General features: G+C 73.1%; 12 protein-coding genes. All 12 read left to right on the top strand.

Annotated elements, in window-relative coordinates; all coding sequences use genetic code 11:
- Entirely contained in the window at positions 1-525 is a 525-nt protein-coding gene (locus WDZ95_RS19440) for a hypothetical protein (RefSeq protein ID WP_425780890.1), read from the top strand.
- Entirely contained in the window at positions 522-1,067 is a 546-nt protein-coding gene (locus WDZ95_RS19445) for a GspMb/PilO family protein (protein ID WP_425780892.1), read from the top strand. The genes WDZ95_RS19440 and WDZ95_RS19445 overlap by 4 nt, the downstream gene beginning before the upstream one ends.
- The gene (locus tag WDZ95_RS19450) at positions 1,064-1,594 is read left to right on the top strand and encodes a hypothetical protein (RefSeq protein WP_425780894.1); all 531 of its coding nucleotides are present in this window, start codon (positions 1,064-1,066) and stop codon (positions 1,592-1,594) included. The genes WDZ95_RS19445 and WDZ95_RS19450 overlap by 4 nt, the downstream gene beginning before the upstream one ends.
- Positions 1,591-3,750: a secretin N-terminal domain-containing protein gene (locus WDZ95_RS19455; protein ID WP_425780896.1), complete on the top strand. Its 2,160-nt coding sequence runs from the start codon at positions 1,591-1,593 to the stop codon at positions 3,748-3,750. The genes WDZ95_RS19450 and WDZ95_RS19455 overlap by 4 nt, the downstream gene beginning before the upstream one ends.
- Positions 3,751-3,755: 5 nt before the next feature.
- Positions 3,756-4,235 carry a type II secretion system protein gene (locus WDZ95_RS19460; RefSeq protein WP_425780898.1) on the top strand — a complete coding sequence of 160 codons (480 nt, stop codon included), beginning with the start codon at positions 3,756-3,758 and terminating at the stop codon, positions 4,233-4,235.
- Positions 4,236-4,240: 5 nt separating this feature from the next.
- Positions 4,241-4,618, top strand: coding sequence for a type II secretion system protein (locus tag WDZ95_RS19465; protein ID WP_205710750.1), 378 nt, complete (start codon positions 4,241-4,243; stop codon positions 4,616-4,618).
- A gap of 4 nt (positions 4,619-4,622) precedes the next feature.
- Positions 4,623-5,141 carry a type II secretion system protein gene (locus tag WDZ95_RS19470; RefSeq protein WP_166223003.1) on the top strand — a complete coding sequence of 173 codons (519 nt, stop codon included), beginning with the start codon at positions 4,623-4,625 and terminating at the stop codon, positions 5,139-5,141.
- A complete protein-coding gene (gene epsA / locus WDZ95_RS19475; RefSeq protein WP_166223006.1) occupies positions 5,138-5,929 on the top strand; it encodes an XrtB/PEP-CTERM-associated transcriptional regulator EpsA in 792 nt (263 codons plus the stop codon). The genes WDZ95_RS19470 and epsA overlap by 4 nt, the downstream gene beginning before the upstream one ends.
- Positions 5,930-6,148: 219 nt before the next feature.
- On the top strand, positions 6,149-7,003 hold the full coding sequence (locus WDZ95_RS19480) for a PEP-CTERM sorting domain-containing protein (protein ID WP_425780901.1): 855 nt from the start codon (positions 6,149-6,151) through the stop codon (positions 7,001-7,003).
- A gap of 42 nt (positions 7,004-7,045) precedes the next feature.
- Complete coding sequence (locus tag WDZ95_RS19485) at positions 7,046-8,497, top strand: hypothetical protein (RefSeq protein ID WP_425780903.1); 1,452 nt, start codon at positions 7,046-7,048, stop codon at positions 8,495-8,497.
- A 114-nt stretch (positions 8,498-8,611) separates the two neighbouring features.
- The gene (locus tag WDZ95_RS19490) at positions 8,612-10,186 is read left to right on the top strand and encodes a ShlB/FhaC/HecB family hemolysin secretion/activation protein (protein ID WP_425780905.1); all 1,575 of its coding nucleotides are present in this window, start codon (positions 8,612-8,614) and stop codon (positions 10,184-10,186) included.
- 61 nt (positions 10,187-10,247) lie between these two features.
- On the top strand, positions 10,248-20,624 hold the full coding sequence (locus WDZ95_RS19495) for a filamentous haemagglutinin family protein (RefSeq protein ID WP_425780907.1): 10,377 nt from the start codon (positions 10,248-10,250) through the stop codon (positions 20,622-20,624).
- Positions 20,625-20,662: the final 38 nt, after the last annotated feature.

A 20,662-nucleotide genomic window follows, 5' to 3' on the forward strand; every position in this document is an offset into this window, starting at 1 on the left:
ATGGCGGCCCTGAACATCGACTTCGCGCACCCGCGCCCGCGCCACCCGCGGCTGGCCTGGGTGGTGCTGGCCCTGGGCGCGGCCGGCCTTGCGCTCGCCCTGCTCGACCACCAGGCCGCGCGCGCGCAACACCGGCTTGCCGAGGCCTCGCTCGCCCAGGTGCGCGCGGTGCCGCGCGCGCGCACGGTGGCCGCCGCGGCGGCGCCCACGCCCGAGGCGCAGCGCGCCACCGAGCGCGCGCGTGCGGCGCTCGTGAGGCCCTGGGGCGCGGTGTGGCGCGAACTCGAAAACACCCTGACCGGCGACGTGGCCCTGCTCGGCATCGACGCCTCGGCGGCCCGGCTGGACACGCGGCTGACCGCGGAGGCGACCGGCATGGAGCCCGCCGTGGCCTACGTGGAGGCCCTGCGCGCCTCGCCGCGCGTGCGCTCGGCACAGCTCACGCACCACGAGCGCCGCGAGGTCGAGGGGCAGCCGCTGCTGCGCTTCACGGTCGAGGTGCGCTGGGAAGGGGTGGCCCCATGAAGCCGGTGCGCAGCCCCGTGTGGCGCTACCGCCTGCAGCGCGCGGGCTGGCCCGCCTGGCTCGGCGGCGCCATGGTGCTGGCCGCCCTGGCCATCGGCCCCTGGGTGAGCGACCCCTTGCGCGCCGAGGCGGCGTCGCTGGCCGCGCAGGCCGAGCGGCTGCGGCGCGCCCAGGCGCAGCGGCCGGCCGATGTGTTGCAGCGCGCGAGCGACCAGGGCGCGGCCTTCGTGGCCGAGTTGCCCGCGAGCGATGCCGCGCTGGCCGCGGTGCAGGACCTGCACCAGCTCGCGCAACAGCACGGCGTGCGCCTGGCCTCGGGCGAGTACCGGCTGGTCGCCGAGCCCGGCCAGCGCTGGCAGCGCTACGAAATCAGCCTGCCCGCGCAGGCCAACGACCTGGCCCTGCGCCGCTGGATGGCCGACGCGCTCAACCGCTGGCCCAGCCTGGCGCTCGACGACTGGAGCGTCTCGCGCGAGCAGGCCGCGCAGGACGCGTTGCAGGCGCGCGTGCGCTGGTCCTTCTACCTCCGGAGCCCTTCATGACCCGGTCGCTGCTGCTTTATGGCGGCCTGGCCGCCACGCTGATGGCCGTCTGGTACACCGCCGGCCTGGACGCGGACGCGCCGGCCGATGAGCTGCTGGCGCCGGCGCGGCGCGCCGCGGCGCCCGGCGCTGCCGTGCCGGCCGCGCCCGCGCCCGCCGCCGTGGCCGCGGCCCCGATCGCCGGGCCCGTGGTGCGCATGGGCGAGGAACGCATGGCCGCGCCGCGCGGCGCGCTCATGGGCGCGCGCGACTGGCGGCCACCGCCGCCACCGCCGGCCCCGGCACCGGCCGTGGCGGCGGCGCCGCCGCGCGCGCCCCAACTGCCGTTCCAGTACCTGGGCCGCCTCGACGACGAGGGCGGCACCCGGGTGTTCCTGAGCGAAGGCAACCAGGCCCGGCCGCACGTGGTGCGCGTGGGCGACCGCCTGCGCGACTACCAGGTCGAGTCCATCAGCGCCCAGGGCATGGGCCTGATCTACCTGCCCCTCAACCAGAAGCAGCAACTGCTGTTCGGAAGCGCCCCGTGAAACCTTTGTCCGTGTCCCGCCACGCCGGCCTCGCACCGGCCGTGCTGCTCGGCCTGCTGCTGGCGGGCTGTGCGTCCCATCCGGCGATCCAGGAAAGCGAAACGCTGTATGCCAGCGGGCGCGGCGAAGAGGGCGTGCAGCGCCTGGAGAGCGCAATGCGCGAGTCGGGCAGCGACCGCGAGCTGCGCGCCGCCTACTTCCGCCAGCGCGACCGCGTCTCGGCCGCACTGGTGGCGCAGGCCGAGACCGAACGGCTCGAAGGCCGGCTCGACACCGCGCGCGAGCTGTTCGATCGCGCGCAGCGGCTCGACCCCAACAACCCGCGCGTGCGCGACGGCCTGATCGGCCTGGACAACGAGGTGCGCGTGGCCACGCGCATGGCCGAGGCGCGCCAGCAGATCGAGCGCAAGCAGGGCGAGCAGGCCGAGCGCACGCTGCGCGAAGTGCTGCGCAGCGCGCCCGGCCATGGCGAGGCGCGCCGCCTGCTCGAACGCCTGCGCGCCGAGGCGCCGCGGCCCGCGACCGCGCCCACCGCGCTCGCCGAAGCGCTGAGCAAGCCCATCACGCTCGACTTCAGGGACGCGCCCATCAAGTCGGTGTTCGACGTCATCGCCCGCACCAGCGGCGTGAACTTCGTGTTCGACAAGGACGTGCGCGCCGACACCCGCGTGACGCTCTTCGTGCGCAACACCAGCGTCGAGGAGGTGATCCGCATCGTGCTCACCACCAACCAGCTCGACCGCAAGCTGCTCAACGACAACACGCTGATGGTGTTTCCGGACACGCCCGCCAAGGCGCGCGGCTACCAGGAGCTCGTCACGCGCAGCTTCTACCTCGCCAACGCCGACGTGAAGCAGGCGCAGACCATGATCCGCACGCTGGTGAAGTCGCGCGACATCTTCATCGACGAGAAGCTCAACCTCGTGATCGTCAAGGACACGCCCGATGCGGTGCGCCTGGCAGAGCGCCTCATCGAGTCGCTGGACATGGCCGAACCCGAGGTGATGCTCGACGTCGAGGTGCTCGAGGTCACGCGCAGCCGTCTGCTGGAGCTGGGCGTGCGCTTCCCCGACCAGATCGGCTACGGCCGGCTGCAGAACGACCTCACGACCACCATCGTCAACAACGGCGTCACGCAGAGCAACACCACGCCGGGCGGCCGCCTCGCCGAGGGCTTCATCGACCTGCAGAACCGCAGCGGCCTGACCTCATTCGTGGCCAACCCCGCGCTCACGCTCAACCTGCGCAGCCAGGCCGGCACCGGCAACACGCTGGCCAACCCGCGCATCCGCGTGAAGAACCGCGAGAAGGCCAAGATCCACATCGGCGACAAGCTGCCGGTGTTCACCACCACGTCCACCGCCAACGTGGGCGTGTCTTCGTCGGTGTCCTACCTCGACGTCGGGCTCAAGCTCGACGTCGAGCCCAACGTGTATCTCGACAACGAGGTGGCGATCAAGGTGGCGCTCGAAGTGAGTTCGGTGGTGCGCGAGATCACCGGCCCGGCCAACGCGCTGGCCTACCAGATCGGCACGCGCAGCGCAGGCACGGTGCTGCGCCTGCGCGATGGCGAAACGCAAGTGCTCGCCGGCCTCATCAGCGACGAAGAGCGCAGCAACGCCAACCGCCTGCCGGGCCTGGGCGACGTGCCCGTGCTGGGACGGCTGTTCTCGAGCACGCGCGACAACTCGGGCAAGACCGAGATCGTGCTGCTGATCACGCCGCGCGTGGTGCGCAACGTGGCCCGCCCCGAAAGCGCTGATTTCGCGCAACCCGCGGGCTCGGAGGCCGCCGTGGGCGTGGCGCCGCTGCAGCTGCAGCGCACCGCGCCGCGCAACCTCTCGGTGTCGAGCAGCGGCGGCGCGTCCGCGCGCCTGCCGTTGCCGCAGGCCGTGCCGGCGCCGCGCGAAGCGGCCGATGCGCCCGCCGAGGCCACCGCCCCCGAGCCCGGCGCGGGCCGCGAGCTGCGCGAGGGCGGCGCGCCTTCGGCCAGCGCCACGCCCGCCGCGCCCGCCAACGCCACCGCCGAGGGCGCAGCCAGCGCGCCGGATCGCGCGGCCGAGTCCACGCCACCGGCCAACCCCTCGTCGGTCACGCTCACGCCGGTGGCGCCGTTGGCGCCCGCCACGCCGGCCACGCCGGCCGCACCCCGGTGATGCCCATGCAGGCCCTGCAGCGCGGCTTCACGCTCATCGAACTGGTGGTCACCGTGGCCATCGTGGGCGTGCTCGCCTCGGTCGCCGTGCCGCTGGTGGAGGTTCAGGCGCAGCGCGCGCGAGAAAGCGAGCTGCGCGCCGCGCTGCGCCAGATCCGCGAAGCGATCGACGCCTACAAGCAGGCCTACGACGAGGGCAAGCTGCCGCAGCGCGTGGGTGCCAGCGGCTACCCGCGCTCGCTCGACGAACTCGTGCAGGGCGTGCCCGACGTGCGCAGCCCCGACGGCAGCCAGCGCCTGGTCTTCCTGCGCCGCATTCCGCGCGACCCCATGAGCCCCGACCTGGACGCCCCGGCCACCAGCGGCTGGGGCCTGCGCGCCTACGGCAGCCCGCCCGACGAGCCGCGCGCGGGCGAGGACGTGTTCGACGTCTATTCGCTCTCGCCGCGCCGTTCGCTGCGCGGCGAGCCCTACCGCCAGTGGTGATGCGCATGCGATCCCGCGGCTTCACGCTCATCGAACTGCTGGTGGTGATGGCCATCGTGGCCACGCTGCTCACGCTGGTCACGCCGCGCTACTTCGCGCAGGTCGAGCGCGCGCGCGAGGTCGCGCTGCGCGAAACCCTGGGCGTCACTCGCGCGGCCATCGACCGCTTCCACGGCGATCACGACCGCTATCCCGCGAGCCTCGAAGAACTGGTGGACAAACGCTACCTGCGCAGTCTGCCGCTCGACCCCGTGACCGAGCGCAGCGACAGCTGGGTGCTGCTGCCGCCCCCCGGGCGCGCCGACGGCGAAGCGGCGGGCGGCGCGGTGTGGGACCTGCGCAGCGGCGCCGTGGTGGAGGGCAAGGCCTATGACCAGTGGTGAGCGCATGCCGGCGCCGCGGGCCCGCCGCCAGCGGGGCATGGGCTACCTGCTGGTGCTTTTTGCCATGGCGGCCATCGGCATCGGCCTGGCGGGCACGGGCGAGGTGTGGCGAACGAGCGCGCAGCGCGAACGCGAAACCGAGCTGCTGTTCGTGGGGCAGCAGTTTCGCCTCGCGCTGGCCTCGTACCGCGACAGCAGCCCGCCCGGCACGCCGGTGGCGCCGCAGAGCCTGGACGAGCTGATCGAAGACCCGCGCTTTCCCAACGCGCGGCGCCACCTGCGCCGGCTCTGGGCCGACCCCATGACCGGCAAGGCCGAGTGGGGGCTGGTGGTGGCGGGCGGGCGCATCGTGGGCGTGCACAGCCTGGACACGCGAGAGCCGCTGCGCAGCGCCTTTCGCGCGCGCGACGCCGAGCTCGCGGGCGCGAGCTCGTACGCGCAATGGATCTTCAAGGCTGCCGAGATCCGGCAGCCCCTCAGCGACCCGTCCGTTTCGCCGAACGCCCCCCGGAGCCCTCCATGACCACGACCCCGCTGCCTTTCGTTCGACTCAACGCCAGTGACCTCGAGCATTTGCTCATCACCATCGAGCGCTCGCTCGAGGTGCAGACGCACGCGCAGTTCTACCTCTGGGCCCAGGGCGCGCTGCAGGGCTTCATTCCCCATGAGGCCATGTGGTGCGCCTGGGGCAATGTGGACACGATCCAGCTGCGCGTGCAGATGTTCGCGCGCGGCGTGATCGCGCCGCGCGTGGAACAGCAGATGACCGATCCCACCGACGGCATCCTGCCGCGCCTGGTCGACGACTGGTTGCGCGGCGGCCGCGCACCGCGCCTCATCAGCAGCGCCGGTGGCGACCAGATGGGCCGGCGCCAGCTGATCGGCGACCTCAAGCGCTGCGGCTTCGAGCATGCGGCCGTGCACGGCGTGCGCGAGGTGCAGGGCGACTACGGCAGCTTCTTCGTCTTCGCGGGGCTCGACCGCGTGCCCGACCACCGCACCGCCTACATGCTGGAGCTGCTCATGCCGCACCTGCACCTGGCGCTGCACCGCATGCGCCAGCGCGAGACCCACGAGGCCTGCGCCGAGGTCGCGCCCGTGACCATCCTGTCCAAGCGCGAAATCCAGGTGCTGCACTGGGTGCGCAACGGCAAGACCAACACCGAGATCGGCCAGATCCTGGGCATCAGCCCGCCCACGGTGAAAAACCACGTGCAGAAGATCATGCGCAAGCTCAACGTGAACAACCGCGCCCAAGCGGTGGGCAAGAGCGCCACGCTGCGCCTCGTGACGCACGCCGACCTCGGCTGAGCAGGCCTTCGCCCGGCGGTGGGCCGGACGGGTCCGATGGTCAAAAACGTGACGCAATTCACCCTCTGAACGGACTATCGGCCGCCGGGAACACGGCGGCGGCCCCGCAAAGTTCGGTTTCTACAGTCCATCTCGTTCAACGAAGAAGCCATGGCGGTTTTGGAGTTGGCAGACGAAAGAAGTTCCTTCAACTTTTTCCTTCTCAGGACTGGACCCGACATGAAACTCAAACTCATCGCAGCCGCCGCTGCCTTCGCCGCTGCCGGCGCTGCGCACGCGGCCATCGCCCTGCCCACGGCCACCGGCAACAGCGACCTGGTCGCCAGCTTCTACAGCGTGGCCAGCAACTCGTCCGTGTATTTCGACCTCGGCGTGTCGATGTCCGACTTCGCCGCGGCCACGGGCGGCGCCTCGGGCACCGGCATCAAGCTGGTGTGGGACCTTGACGCCGGCACCTTCCAGGACCTGAGCGCCGCTGCCACCGGCCTCGCGACCCAGGCCATCAACTACGGCAGCGTGTTCACCAGCTTCCTCGGCGAGGTCTCGCTGGGCGACGTGAAGTTCGACGTCAAGGCCGGTGACCGCCAGTACTCGGGCCTGCAGCCCGCGGCCGGCGCCGTGAGCCTGCTGACCACCAGCGCCGCGCCCACCGTGAGCTCGACCAACTCGAACCTGCTCACCGCGCTGACCAACCTGAACACCGCGTTCGGCTTCATGAACGGCGACACCACGAGCTCGACCCACAGCGACGCCGCCGGTGCCAACAAGTTCGACGAAGGCGACAACGCACAGCAGCTGGCCTACCTGAACGCCCAGGGCGAAAACATCAAGGTGCTGCCGTTCCAGACCGCCGGCTCCATCGCCAACCCGCTCAACATGTTCCTGGTGAGCTACACCACCGGCATCAACCCCACGGCCGTGACGACCTACGCCGGCCAGTGGAGCTTCGACTCGGTGACCAACCAGCTGATCTACGCGACCGCGCCCGTGCCCGAGCCTGAGGCCTTCGCGATGCTGCTGGCCGGTCTGGGCCTGATGGGCGCGATCGCCCGCCGCCGCCGCACCCAGGCCTGAGCGCCTGACACCCCATCCCCGTCTTTCATCCAGAGGTTTCTCATGAAGCTCAAGCACATCGCCGCGATCGCCAGCCTGGCGGCCGCCGCTCCCGCCTTCGCCGCCACCGGCTCGCTGCAGGCGCTCTACAACGTCACCGCCGCGCGCACCGTGTACATCTCGGGCGCCTCGGCCCTCACCGGCTCGCTGGCCAGCGCCGTGGGTGCGCTCTGCCAGGGCGGCGTCGCCAACGTGCGCACGCTCAGCGTGGGCGGCAGCACCAGCGACGGCCGCGTGTTCGTCTGCACCACCTCGTCGGCCGGCCCGGCCGCGGGCGTCTTCAACGCGCCCTTCGCCGTGGTCAAGCGCGACACCAACGGCTCCTTCGACGGCGTCGGTCCGGTGATCAAGGGCAGCGCCCTGACCACCTGGGCCAACGTGGGCAACTGCGACGACGTGGCCCTGAACTGCGCGCGTGACACCACCACCGCCATCGTGCCCAACGGCGGCCTGTCCGACGTTGAAACCGCCATCTGGCGCGGCCTGAGCAACACCGGTGCGCTGAGCCAGCCGGTGCCCGTGCCCACCGGCATCACGCTCGAAACCGGCTTTGCCGGCCAGGGCTTCGGCATCATGGTCAGCGAAGAGCTCTACAAGGCCATGCAGACGCAGCAGAAGGCCGCCGGCCGCCTGCCCTCGACCTGCACCGTGGGCGACTTCACGGCCGGCGCGTGCCAGCCCAGCATCTCCAAGGCCGAGTACACCGCCGTGGTGCGCGGTGACGCCTTCAACTACGCCTTCAACGCCGCGCTCACGGGCACGAACGACCCGATCAACCTGTGCCGCCGCGTCGAGACCTCGGGCACCCAGGCCGCGTCGAACGCCTACTTCCTGAACAACCCCTGCGGCAACGGCAACCCCACGTTCGGCGCCATCCCGCCCAAGACCGTGGACTTCAGCGGCGGCACCGCCGTGAGCTGGACCAACGGCGTGGCCGGCGCGACCGTGTCGGGCAACTACGACGACTTCGGCGGCCAGTTCGGCCTGTTCGAAGGCTCGGGCACCGGCGATGCGCGCAACTGCGTGATCCGTCGCAACAGCGGCAACAACCCCAACAACGTGGCCGACAGCCTGGGCAAGTACGCCATCGGCTTCATCTCGCTGGAGAACGCCCCGGCCGCCGGCTGGAAGCTGATCAAGCTCGACGGCGTGTCGCCCAACGCCTACGAGTCCACCGCCGCCGGCGGCTGGACCGTGGACAACGACCAGCGCCGCACCGTGGTGCAGGGCCGCTACGACCTGGCGCCCGAGTTCGAACTGCTGTACCCCACGAACAGCCCGTTCGCCGGCTTCTTCAGCGCCCTGAAGACCGCCTTCTCCACGCCTTCGGTGCTGAACACGCGCGGCATCTTCATCTCGCCGGCCGGCGCCAACACCTACACGGCCTTCCCCACGCAAGTGGCCAAGGGCACGCGCGCCGGCAACTTCTGCGCGCCGCAGAGCCTGACCGAGTAAGCCTCGGTTGAACAGGCCGTCCGGGCCCCCGCGGGCCCGGATCGGGCCGGACCATCCTCCAACCATCTGCCGGCAACGGCAGATGGTGTTTGTCTTCCTGGGCTGGGGTTTCTGATGCCTGCTGTTTTTCCGCGCGCCTGGCGGCGCGCCACCGGTGGCCTGCTGCTGGCGCTGTGCGCGTCGGTGCAGGCGCAGGACGCGCGCTTCGACGTCTTCGAGTACCGCGTCGAAGGCACTAGCCTGCTGCCGGCGATCACCATCGAACGCGCGGTGTACGCGCACATGGGCGAGAGCAAGACGCTGGCCGACGTGGAGAAGGCGCGCGAAGCGCTCGAGAAGGCTTACCACGGCGCCGGCTACCTCACGGTGCTGGTGAGCATTCCGCAGCAACGCGTGGACGGCGGTGTGGTGCGCCTGCAGGTCACCGAAGCGCCGGTGGACCGGCTGCGCGTGACCGATGCGCGCTTCTACAGCCCCGAAGACATCAAGGCCGCCGCGCCCTCGATGCAGGAGGGGCAGGTGCCCAACTTCCAGGACGTGCAGGCCGAACTGACGGCCCTCAACCGCAGCCCCGACCGCCGCGTGACCCCGGTGCTGCGCCCCGGCAAGACGCCGGGCACGGTGGAGGTGGACCTGAAGGTGCAGGACCGCTTCCCCTTCCACGGCAGCTTGGAGCTCAACGACCGCTACAGCCCCGACACCACGCGCACGCGCGCCAGCGCCAACCTGCGTTGGGACAACCTCTGGGGCCGCCAGCACAGCATCGGCCTCACGGTGCAGACCGCGCCCGAGAAGCCCAGCGAGAGCCGGGTGTTCTCGCTCAACTACACGCTGCCCCTGCAAAGCGGCGGCCTCCTCGCGCTATACGGCATCCGCTCCGACTCCGACGTGTCGGCCGTGGGCGCGCTCAACGTGGTGGGCCGCGGCGACATCTTCGGCCTGCGCTACATCCGCCCGCTGCCGGGCAGCGACGGTTTCTTCCACAACGCCAGCTTCGGCATCGACCACAAGGACTTCGACCAGTCGGTCAACCTGATTGGCAGCGGCGGCTTCAACACGCCCATCGCCTACACGCCCTTGAGCATCGGCTGGGACGGCACCTGGCTCACCGCGCAGCGCACCACGCGCGCGGGCCTGTCGTTCAACTTCCACACCAGCGGCCTCGGTGCAAGCGAACAGGAGTTCGCCGACAAGCGCTTCATGGGCCGGCCTTCGTACATGTACCTGCGCGGCCATGCCTCGCAGGAACGCACGCTGGCCGGCGATTGGGGCATCGACTGGCGCGCGAGCGGCCAGTGGGCCGACCAGGCGCTGATCTCCAACGAGCAGTTCGCCATCGGCGGCCTGGACACGGTGCGCGGCTACTACGAGTCGGCCGCACTGGGCGAGCTCGGCCTGGCGCTGAGCGTGGAGGGCCGCAGCCCCAACCTGGCCAGGCGCTGGCCTTCGCTGGCCGACACCTTCAGCGAACTGCGTGCGCTGGCCTTCGTGGACGCGGGCCACGTGCGCGTGATCGACCCCATCACCGAAACCCGCAAGTACACCCTGGCCAGCCTGGGCCTGGGCGTTCGCGCGCGCGGGCCGAACGGCCTGCAGGCGGCCCTGTGGTGGGCCTACCCGCTCAAGGCCCTGGGCAGCACCGCGCGCGGCGAGCAGCGCCTGCACTTCAGCCTCGCCTACGAGTGGTGAGGCCGCGCCGCGCCGCCGCACCCCCAACCTTGCCGATCACCGCCCCGAGGAGAACCCCGCCATGAACCGCCAACGCTACCGCATCGTCTTCAGCCGCCACCTCGGCGCCCTCGTGGCCGTGGCCGAATGCGCGCGCGCCCAGGGCAAGGCCGCCAGCGGTGCACGCGCCGCGGGCGCGGCGCTCGCGGGCGCGCTGCTGCTCACGGCCACCGCGCACGCGCAGAACCTGCCCGTGCCCAGCGCGGGCGTGGGCATGCCCTCGTTCGTGACCTCGGGGCAGGCGGCCTACCAGACGCTGGGCAACCAGGCCTTCGTGAACCAGGTGGGCAACAAGGCGATCCTGAACTGGCAGAGCTTCAACGTGGGCGCGGGCCACAGCGTGCAGTTCCGCCAGGTGCAGGACCTCGCGGGCAACCAGCTGGTGCCGGGCGCGAGCTTCACCACGCTCAACCGCATCTGGGACATCAACCCCAGCGTGATCGCCGGCAGCATCGGCCAGGCCCCGGGGCAAAAGGCCAACGTGATCATGGTCAACACCAACGGCATCGCCTTCATGGGCGGCTCGCAGGTCAACCTCAACAGCTTTACGGCGAGCTCGCTCAACATCGCCGACCGCTTCATCACCGAGTCCTTCGTGCCCGGCGACGGCGTGGCCCAGTTCCAGGGCGACACCGGTTTCATCAAGGTCTTCGAAGGCGCGCAGATCAGCGCCGGCAACTTCGGCCGCGTGATGCTGCTGGCTCCCACGGTGGTCAACCGCGGCGAGGTCAAGGCCCCCGATGGCCAGGTGATCGCCGCGGCCGCGAGCAAGGTCTACCTGAGCAGCGCGGGCGCCGACAGCAACGTGCGCGGCCTGCTGGTGGAGATCGACACGCCCGCGGCCGCCACCGTCCTGGACGTGGCCAACACCAGCGTGCGCGACGGCGTGCTCGACGGTCGCGCGGTGGCGCTCACCAACGCCGCCGAGGACAAGCTGGGCGCGGTGACCAACCGCGGCACCCTGGCCTCGGACCGCGGTAACGTGACCATGATCGGCCTGTCGGTGAACCAGTCGGGCATCGCGCGGGCCTCGACCTCGGTGGTGGCCAACGGCTCGGTGTACCTGGTGGCGGCCGATCGCGCCATCGACGCGAACGGCCAGCGCCTGGCCAACGGCGCGCAACGCGGCGGCCGCGTGGTGCTTGGCGCGGACAGCCGCACCGAGGTCACCATCGACGAACAGACCACGATCGACGCCGCGACCGGGCAGCCCAAGCCGCTCACCTCCACCGACAACCCGCAGCTCGGCGGCAGCGGCCTCGACCGCCCCTCGGTGGTGGCGGTGACGGGGCACGACGTGCGCATGGAAGGCGGGGCCGCCATCACCGCGCGCGCCGGCCGCGTCACGCTGACCGCGCTCGACGCGCCAGGCGCCGCGAGCCAGCTCGTCGAGGGCGGCGTGCCCGCCTCGTCATCGGCCAGCCTGCACATCGCCGACGGCGCGCGCATCGACGTCTCGGGCCTGGACGACGTGCAGGTTTCGGTGGCGCGCAACAGCGTGGCCGTCGAACTGCGCGGCGACGAGCTCAAGGACTCGCCCATCAACCGCAACGGCCCGCTGCGCGGGCGCACCGCCTACGTGGACGTGACGCGCGCGCTCGCCAACGCCGAGGCCGGCCTGCCCACGCTGATCGCCGAAGACAGCCTGGCCGCCTACGCCGCGCGCCTGGAGCGAACGGTCTCGGAGCGTTCGACCCAGGGCGGCCAGATCGAGCTCTTCAGCCAGGGCCAGGCGGTCGTGAAGAGCGGCGCCACGCTCGACGTGTCGGGCGGCAAGGTCACCTACACGCCGGGCGTGGTGAAGACCTCGCTGCTCGTGAAGGACGGCAAGCTCACCGAGCTCGCCGACGCGCGCGCCGACGTGGCCTACAGCGGCATCGCCAACCAGTACGTGGTGGACCACGGGCGCTGGAACGTCAAGGAGACCATCGAGCTGCCCAGCACCTGGCAGTACAACGCGGGCTATGTGGAAGGCAAAGCCGCGGGCGGGGTGCAGGTCTTCGGCATGAAGGCCACGGTGATGCAGGGCCAGGTGCAGGGCCGCACCACCGCGGGCAGCCTGCAGCAGCGCGCGGGCACGCTGCCGCGGGGCGCCACGCTCACGCTGGGCTACGACGACCTCAGCGCCGCGCGCAACGCGGTGAGCACGCTGGCCTTGCCCACGCGCGACTTCAAGATCAACCAGCAGGTCGTGATCGGGCAGGGCCTGGCGCGCCTGCCCGACGGTTATCAGGTGGGCGACGCCCTGCCCGACGAGCAGGCGCGCCAGCTCAACCTGGACAGCGGCCTGGTCGGTGAAGGCAAGGTGGCCAACCTGCGCGTGCTGTCCAACCAGGCGGTGGTGGTGCGCGATGCGCTGCGCACGCCGCAGGGCGGTTCGGTGTCGCTCACCGGGGCCTCGGTCGACGTGCAGGCCGACATCACGGCGCGCGGCGGTTCGGTGAACCTGCTCGCGCGCAACACGGCGGGCACCATGCCGGTGTCGGCCTCGGGCGCGGTGCCCGACCCGGTGCTGCGCCTGGCCGACGGGGTGCGCATCCAGACCGAGGGCGTGTTCACCAACGCGCGCGCCAGCGCGCCGGGCGACCGGCAGGCCGCGGTCGCGCTCGACGGCGGCAGCATCCAGCTGCGCGCGGAAAGCCAGGCCAACGGCACGGTGCAGGCTTCGCGCGGCCAGGTGCTGCTGGGGCAGGGCGTGCGGCTGGACGCGAGCGCGGGCGCCGCGCTCGCGGCCGACGGCAGCGTGCAGCAGGGCGCGGCCGGCGCCGTGACGATCGCGGGCCACACGGTGCAGGGCTTCACGGGCGACACCGCGCAGGCGTACGGGGCCGACCGCGGCGGCTCGCTCACGCTGGGCAGCCAGCGCATCCAGGTGGGCGGCGCGGCAGCGGCCACCGCCGGCACGCTCAACCTCGACCCGGCGCTGCTGTCGCGCGGCGGCTTCGGCACGGTCCAGCTCAACGGCATCGAACGCGTCGAGGTGGCGGCCGACACCACCGTGGCGCCGCGCCTGCAGAACCGCGTGCTCGACGCCAACGCCCCGGCGCGCGCGAGCGGCACGGCCATGGCCGAGGTGTCGTCGGTGGTCACGCGCAGCGACGAGCAGCGCCGCGCGGTGAACCTGGGTCTCGCGGCGGGGCAGAGCGAACTCGGCGTGGGCACGGTGGTGGTCAACGCGGGCGCGCGCATCGAGGCCGATCCGGGCGCCACCGTCACGCTGTCGGCGCGCGACGCCATCGTCATCGACGGCACCGTGCGCGCGCAGGGCGGGCGCATCAGCGCCACGCTCGACCGCAGCACGGGCCAGGCCAACACGCCGGGCAACGTGAATCCGATCTTCCTCGGTGCCCGGGCCGTGCTCGACGCGTCGGGCACCTTCGTGGGCTACACCGATGCGAGCGGCGCGCGGCAGGCGCGCCGCTTCGACGGCGGCACGGTGGAGCTGCTCGCCAGGTCGGGCTACGTGGTCACGCAGCAGGGCGCCACGATCGACGTCTCGGGCGCTGCGCCGCAGACCCTGGACCTGCCCAACGAGGCCGGCGGCGTGGGGCGCACGCTGGGCACCGACGGCGGCACGGTGCGCATCCGCGCCGAAGAGGGCGCGCTGCTCGACGGGCGCCTGCTCGCGCAGGGCGGCACAGCGAGCGATCGGGCCGGCACCTTCGAATTCACGCTCAGCCAGTACGTGCAGCAGCCCGCGGGTTCGCCGCCGCAGCCGCCCATCACGCTGCGCTTGGACGACAGCGTGGCGCCGCAGACCGCGGGCCTCACGCCGGCCTCGGCCATTTCCAATGCGTCGAGCACGCGCGCCACGCTGAGCGCGCAGGCGCTGGAGCAGGCGGGCTTCGACCGCATCCGCCTGAGCAGCCGCGACGGCATCGCGCTGGGCGACGGCCTGGCGCTGGGCGAAGGCCGCGCGCGGCCCCTGCGCGAGCTCACGCTCGACGCGGCCCGCATCCGCACCGACAACGGCAGCGCGCGGGTGCAGGCCGAGACGGTGCGCCTGGGCAACTTCGACACCGGCCGCGTGGCCGCCAGCGGCAGCGCGCAGACCGCGGGTTCGCTGCAGGTGCAGGCCGGGCAGATCGAGGTGGCGGGCAAGCTGCAGTTCGAGGGCATGGGCGCGGCGCGGCTCGAGGCCCGCGACAGCCTCACGCTGTCGGGGCTGAGCAATGGCAGCACGCGCCCCGCAGGCGCGCTCACGAGCTCGGGCGATCTCACGCTCAGCGCCGCCACCGTGTCGCCCTCGACCTTCAGCGACTTCACGGTGCAGGCCGACGGGCGCCGCCTGCGCATCGAATCCCCGGGCGCGGCGCCGGCGCAGCCGCTGTCGGCCCAGGGCCGGCTCACGCTCAAGGCCGCCGACATCACCCAGGCCGGCGTGCTGTGGGCGCCGCTGGGCAGCATCGACCTGCAGGCCACGGGCGCGCTGTCCTTCGAGCCCGGCAGCCTGACCTCGGTGGCGGCCACGCCGGGCAGCGTGCTGCCCTTCGGCAAATTGGTCAACGGCCGCGACTGGGTGTACGACGTGGACAGCACGCGCGTGCCCGCGGGCCAGATCGCGGTGGCCGGCCTCGAAGGCAAGGCCGTGCGCGCCAGCGGCGGCACGGTCAAGCTCAAGCAGGGCGCGCGCATCGACCTCTCGGGCGGCGGCGACCTGCAGGCCTACGAGGTCACCGTGGGGCCGGGCGGTTCGAGCGACGTGCTCGCGGCCGCGGGCACCTACGCTATCCTGCCCGGCTACCGGGGCGGCACCGCGCCGGTCGACGCGCAGGAGGCCCGCGGCTTCGACCGCGCGGTGGGCGATGCGGTCTACCTCTCGGGCGTGCCGGGCCTGGCCGACGGTGTCTACACGCTGCTGCCGGGCCACTATGCCCTGCTGCCCGGCGCCTACGCGGTGCGGCTGGACAACCGCGCCGGCGCGGTGCTGCCGGGCCAGGCCTACACGCGCGAGGACGGCATCCGTGTGGCCGCGGGCTACTTCACCGACACGCGCGCCAACGCCACGCGGTCGTCGCAGTGGCAGGGCATCCAGTTGCTCAGCGGCGATCAGGTGCGCGAGCGCGCCGAATTCACCGTGGCGCGCGCCTCGTCGTTCTTCGCGAGCGGCAGCCGTCCGCAGGACGCGGGCCTGCTGTCGGTGCAGGCCACGCAGGCCGGGGCTGGCGCGATCGCGCTGGGCGCGCAGGTCTCGGGCCGCGCGGTCGGCGACGGGCGCGGCTTGGCGCTGGACATCGCCGCGCCCGACCTCGCCATCGTGGGCGGCGGCGCCACGGCCCCGGCGGGCGCCACGGTGATCGACACCGCGCAGATCGCGGCCATGGGCGCGGACAGCATCCTCATCGGCGGCGTGCGCAGCACCGCGAGCGCCAACGGCCAGGCGGTGACCACGGTGCGCACCCAGGCCAACCGGGTCACGCTGGCCAACGACGCCGGCCACGCGCTGAGCGCCGACGAAGTGATGCTCAGCGCGCGTGACCGGATCGAGCTGCAGGACGGCAGCGTGGTCGAAGGCCAGGGCGCGCAGCGCGCGCGCGAGGCGGTGCAGGTCGACGGCAACGGCGCCTTCGTGCGCGCCGCGTCCTTCGACGCCGGCTTCGAGCGCACCGGCAGACCCGACGGCAGCACCGGTGTGCTGAGCGCGGCCAGCGGCGCCACGGTGCGCGCGTCCAGCGCCATCGTGCTCGATGCGACGCGCGACAACGCCTTCGGCGGCCAGCTGCGTTTCGAAAGCGGCGGCCAGCGCACCAAGGGCCACTTCGCCCAGGGCGCTTCGCGCTTCAACTTCGGCGCGGTGCCGGCCGGCACCAGCGGCATCACCTACTCGCAAAGCGCGCTCGACGACTTCGCGGACCTGGCCTCGCTCACCCTCACGAGCTACAGCAGCTTCGACTTCCACGGCGGCGTCACCGTGGGCCAGGCCGATGCCCAGGGCCGCGCCACGCTGGGGGCGCTGCGGCTGCAGGGCGGGGCCATTCGCGGCGTGAACAACGACGGCCAGACCGCCACGCTGCGCGCCCGCTCGCTCACCCTGGCCAACCCCGGCGCGCCGGTGGCGGCCGGCGCCACGGCGAGCGGCAGCGGTGCCTTGCGCGTCGAGGCCGAGCAACTGGTGCTGGGCACGGCCACGCCCCAGCCCCTGCCCGCGGGCCAGACCACCGACAACCGCGGCCAGGTGGCCGTGGCCGGCTTCGCCCAGGGCGTGAGCGTGCGCGCCGACGAGGTGCTGGCGCGCGGCAAGGCCGCCCTGGCCGTCGACGGCACGCTGGCCGTGTCGACCGCGCGCATCGCCGCCGACAAGGGCGCCGACCTCGCGCTGTCCAGCAGCGGCGCCATGGCCGTCACGCAACACGCGCCGGCCGCGGCCCTGCCCGGGTCGCAGGCGCTGGGCGGGCGCGTGTCGCTGCAAGGCCCGTCGGTGCGCTTCGACACCCTGGCCAGCCTGCCTTCGGGCCAGCTGGCCATCACGGCGGACAGCGGCGAACTCGAGCTCGGGCCGAACGCGCGCGTGGACGTGGCGGGCCGCCGCCTGGCCTTCGGCGACGCCAGCGCGGTGTCGCCCGGCGGCGCGGTGCAGCTCACGGCCAAGGCCGGCAACGTGCGCGTGCAGCCGGGCGCGCGCATCGACATCTCCGCGCCCGCCGACGCCGATGGCGGGCGGCTGCAGATCGACGCGGTGGCCGGCACCGTGTCGCTGGCCGCCGGCAGCGTGGCGGCCGGCACCGCGGGCGCGGGCGAAGGCGCGCGCGTGGCGATCGATGCCGGGCGGGTGGACAACTTCTCCGACCTCAACGCGGTGCTGGAGGCGGGCGGCGCCAGCGGCGCGCGCAGCGTGCGCGCGCGCACCGGCGATCTGGTGGTGGCGCAGGGCGACACCGTGCGCGCGCACGAGATTGCGCTCGCGGCCGACGCGGGCCGCGTCGCGGTCAACGGCACGCTCGATGCCTCGGGCGCACAGGCCGGGCGCATCGGCGTGCTGGCCGGGCAGGACCTCACGCTCGGCGGACAGGCGCTGGTTCAGGCGCGCGCCAGCGCCGCGGGCGAGAACGGCGGCCAGGTGCTGCTGGGCTCGCGCGAGGGCACGGTTACGCTGCAGGGCGGCAGCCGCGTGGACCTCGCGGGCGGGCAGGGCGGCCGCGGCGGCACGCTGCAGTTGCGCGCCCACCGCACGGGCACGGGCGGCGCCGCGGGCACGGGCGCGGGCGCCGGCACCGGCGTGGCCGTGGCGCGCGTGGACGGCACCGTGGCCAACGCCGCCGCGATTCACATCGAGGCCGTCAAGGTCTACGAGGGCAAGACCACGCTGACCGCCACCGGCGCGAGCACCGGCAGCACCCTCAGCCGAAGCGACGTGGACAGCCAGAACACCGCGTTCGCGGCCTCGCACGGCGCCATCAAGTCGGCGCTCGGGCTGGCCAGCGACCCGCGGGTGCACGTGCTCAATGGCGTGGAGGTGCGCTCGGCCGGCGCCATCACGCTCGCTGCCGACTGGAACCTCGACACCAGCAAGGCGGGCGGCGAGCCGGGCGTGCTCACGCTGCGCGCGCAGGGCAACGTGAACCTCAACAACAACCTCTCCGACGGCTTCAGCGTGGCCACGCCCTGCACCACGCCCACCTGTGCACCCAACGCGCCCTCGGTGGCGGTGCTGCGCGCGGCGCCCTCGTGGTCGTACCGCATCGTGGCCGGCGCCGACGCCAGCGCGGCCGACCCGCTGCAGCTGCGCCCGGCCGATGCCGACGTGGTGCTGGCCAGCGGCAAGCTGGTGCGCACGGGCACGGGCAGCATCGACGTGCGCGCCGCACGCGACATCGTGCTGCAGGGCAATGGCAGCGTGATCTACACCGCGGGCCGCGTGGCCGACAGCCTGCCTGGCTACGCGATCCCGAACAACCTGCTGCGGCCCGTCTTCGCGCAGGACGGCGGCGACCTGAGCCTGCAGGCGCAGCGCAACATCACCGCCCAGCCCTCGACCCAGCTGTTCTCGGACTGGCTGTTCCGCCAGGGCGCGGTCAACCTGGGCACCGGCGCCTTCACGCAGACGCCGTCGTGGTGGGTGCGCTTCGACCGCTTCCAGCAGGGCGTGGGCGCGCTCGGCGGCGGCGACGTGAGCGTGCGCGCGGGCCAGACGGTCAAGGACCTCGCGGTGTCCGCGCCCACCCAGGGCCGCACAGTGGGCGCCCAGCCCGGGGCCGCCACCACCACGGTGACCGGTGGCGGCGACGTGCGCATCGAGGCCGGCGCCGACGTGCTCGGCGGCGCCTGGCTGGCCGGCGATGGCGCGCTCAACGTGCGCGCCGGCCGCAGCGTGGGCGCCAGCGACACGGCCGTGCTCACCGGCGCGGCGCCGCTGGCGCCGGTGATCGCGCTGGGCGACGCCCGGGCCCGCGTGACGGCGGGCGGCGACCTCAGCGTGCAGCAGGTGCTGAGCCCGCAGGCGCTGGTGCAGTCGCCGGCCAACCTGGTCACCGGCATCGGCCTCACGCAGCCCGCGCGCAGCCTGTTCACCACCTATGGCGACGACAGCGGCCTGCAGGCGCAGTCGATCGCGGGCGACGTGCGCCTGATCGCCTCGCGCGATGCGCTCGAAAGCGCCTACCCCGCGCTGGCCACGCTCGAAGGGCGGCGCGTGGCCGACGCGGCCTACGTGATGCCGCCGCAGCTGTCGATGACCGCGCTGCAGGGCTCCGTCGCGGTCGGTACCAACTCGCGCGATCTGCTGCTCGCGCCCTCGCGCCAGGGGCAACTGGCCCTGCTGGCCGCCGACTCGGTGAAGATCAACAACCTGGTCACGCTGAGCGACCAGGGCAGCGGCGTGGTGCCGACCGCGGCACGACCCGCGCTGGTCAACACCGCCTCGGGCGACCTGAGCCTGCCGGGCGTGATCGTGAACCCCGACGCGCCGCGCGCCAGCGACCACGCGTCCACGCCGGTGCACGGCGCCGACGCGGCGCCGGTGGTGGTGGTCGCGCGCGACGGCGACGTGGCGGGTTTCTACAACCCGGCGCTGCAGCAGCTCTACGGCGGCATCCAGAGCGCCAAGCCGGTGCTGGTGCAGGCCGGGCGCGACGTGCAGGACCTGAGCGTGCTGGCGCAGCACAGCGACGCCGCGCAGACCTCGCGCATCGAGGCCGGGCGCGACCTGCGCTTCTCGGGCAGCCAGCGCCGCGAGCGCGCGCGCATCGCGCTGTCCGGACCGGGCGCGCTCGAGGTGACGGCGGGCCGCGACATCGCGCTCGGCACGTCGGCGGGCATCAGCTCGCGCGGCAACCTCGACAACCCCAACCTGCCCGAGGCCGGGGCCGACCTGCGCCTGGCCGCGGGCGTGGGCCCGCAGGGCCTGCAGCTCGAGAACGCGGTGACGCGGCTGCTGCAGAAACTCGATGCGGGCACGGTGGACGACAGCAGCCTGTGGCAGGCGCGCTGGCTCACGGGCGACGCCACGCTGCAGGCCGGCAACGCGCGGGCCGCGGTGCAGGCGGTGGCCGCGCTCGACGTGGCGCAGCAGCGCCTGAAGGTGCGCGAGATGCTGTTCACCGCCTTGCGCCAGACCGGGCGCGACTCGAACGACGCGGCCAGCGGTTACGCCGGCAACTACCAGCGCGGCTACGACACGATCGAGTTGCTGTTTCCGGGCATCGGCCAGGCCGGCCAGACGCGCTACCAGGGCAAGGTCGACCTGTTCGCCAGCCGCGTGAAGACCGAGCGCGGCGGCAGCATCGACGTGCTGGTGCCGGGCGGCGACCTGGTGGTCGGGCTGGCGAACACGCCGGCCGATCTGGTCAACGTGGGCAGCAACGTGCTCGGCATGGTGGTGGCCGGGGCCGGCGATCTGCGCGGCTTCTCGCGCGGCGACATGCTCGTGAACCAGTCGCGCATGCTCACGGTGGGCGGCGGCGACGTGCTGCTGTGGTCGAGCGAAGGCGACATCGACGCCGGCCGCGGCAAGAAGACCGCGTCGGCCGTGCCGCCGCCGCTGATCGCCATCGACGCCCAGGGCAACGTGACGCAGGTGCTGCAGGGCGCGGTCTCGGGCTCGGGCATCGGCGCGCTGCAATCGGGCGCCACGCCGGCCGGCGACGTCGACCTGATCGCGCCCAAGGGCACGGTCAACGCGGGCGACGCGGGCATCCGCGCGGGCAACCTCAACATCGCCGCGCAGGTGGTGCTCGGCGCCGACAACATCTCGGTGAGCGGCACCAGCACCGGCACGCCGGTGGCCGACACGAGCGCCGTGACGGCCGCCGCCTCGGGCGCCACCACGGGCGGCGACGACGCCTCGCGCGTGGTCGAGTCGCTCAACCAGGCCGCGGCCGAATCGGCCAAGGCGGCGCAGGAACTCGCGAGCGCGCTGCGCCCGTCGGTGGTGCGCGTCGAGGTGCTGGGCTACGGCGAATGAGCGCGTGTGGCGGGGCCGATCGGACCTCGATAGTCCGA

It is taken from the genome of Hydrogenophaga sp. T2 (assembly GCF_049843535.1).
Lineage (GTDB): Bacteria > Pseudomonadota > Gammaproteobacteria > Burkholderiales > Burkholderiaceae_C > Hydrogenophaga > Hydrogenophaga crocea.

Coding starts and splice junctions, on each gene's coding strand:
- WDZ95_RS19440 (WP_425780890.1), top strand. CDS start 1: ATGGCGGCCCTGAACATCGACTTCGCGCACCCGCGCCCGCGCCACCCG.
- WDZ95_RS19445 (WP_425780892.1), top strand. CDS start 522: ATGAAGCCGGTGCGCAGCCCCGTGTGGCGCTACCGCCTGCAGCGCGCG.
- WDZ95_RS19450 (WP_425780894.1), top strand. CDS start 1,064: ATGACCCGGTCGCTGCTGCTTTATGGCGGCCTGGCCGCCACGCTGATG.
- WDZ95_RS19460 (WP_425780898.1), top strand. CDS start 3,756: ATGCAGGCCCTGCAGCGCGGCTTCACGCTCATCGAACTGGTGGTCACC.
- WDZ95_RS19465 (WP_205710750.1), top strand. CDS start 4,241: ATGCGATCCCGCGGCTTCACGCTCATCGAACTGCTGGTGGTGATGGCC.
- WDZ95_RS19470 (WP_166223003.1), top strand. CDS start 4,623: ATGCCGGCGCCGCGGGCCCGCCGCCAGCGGGGCATGGGCTACCTGCTG.
- epsA (WP_166223006.1), top strand. CDS start 5,138: ATGACCACGACCCCGCTGCCTTTCGTTCGACTCAACGCCAGTGACCTC.
- WDZ95_RS19480 (WP_425780901.1), top strand. CDS start 6,149: ATGAAACTCAAACTCATCGCAGCCGCCGCTGCCTTCGCCGCTGCCGGC.
- WDZ95_RS19485 (WP_425780903.1), top strand. CDS start 7,046: ATGAAGCTCAAGCACATCGCCGCGATCGCCAGCCTGGCGGCCGCCGCT.
- WDZ95_RS19490 (WP_425780905.1), top strand. CDS start 8,612: ATGCCTGCTGTTTTTCCGCGCGCCTGGCGGCGCGCCACCGGTGGCCTG.
- WDZ95_RS19495 (WP_425780907.1), top strand. CDS start 10,248: ATGAACCGCCAACGCTACCGCATCGTCTTCAGCCGCCACCTCGGCGCC.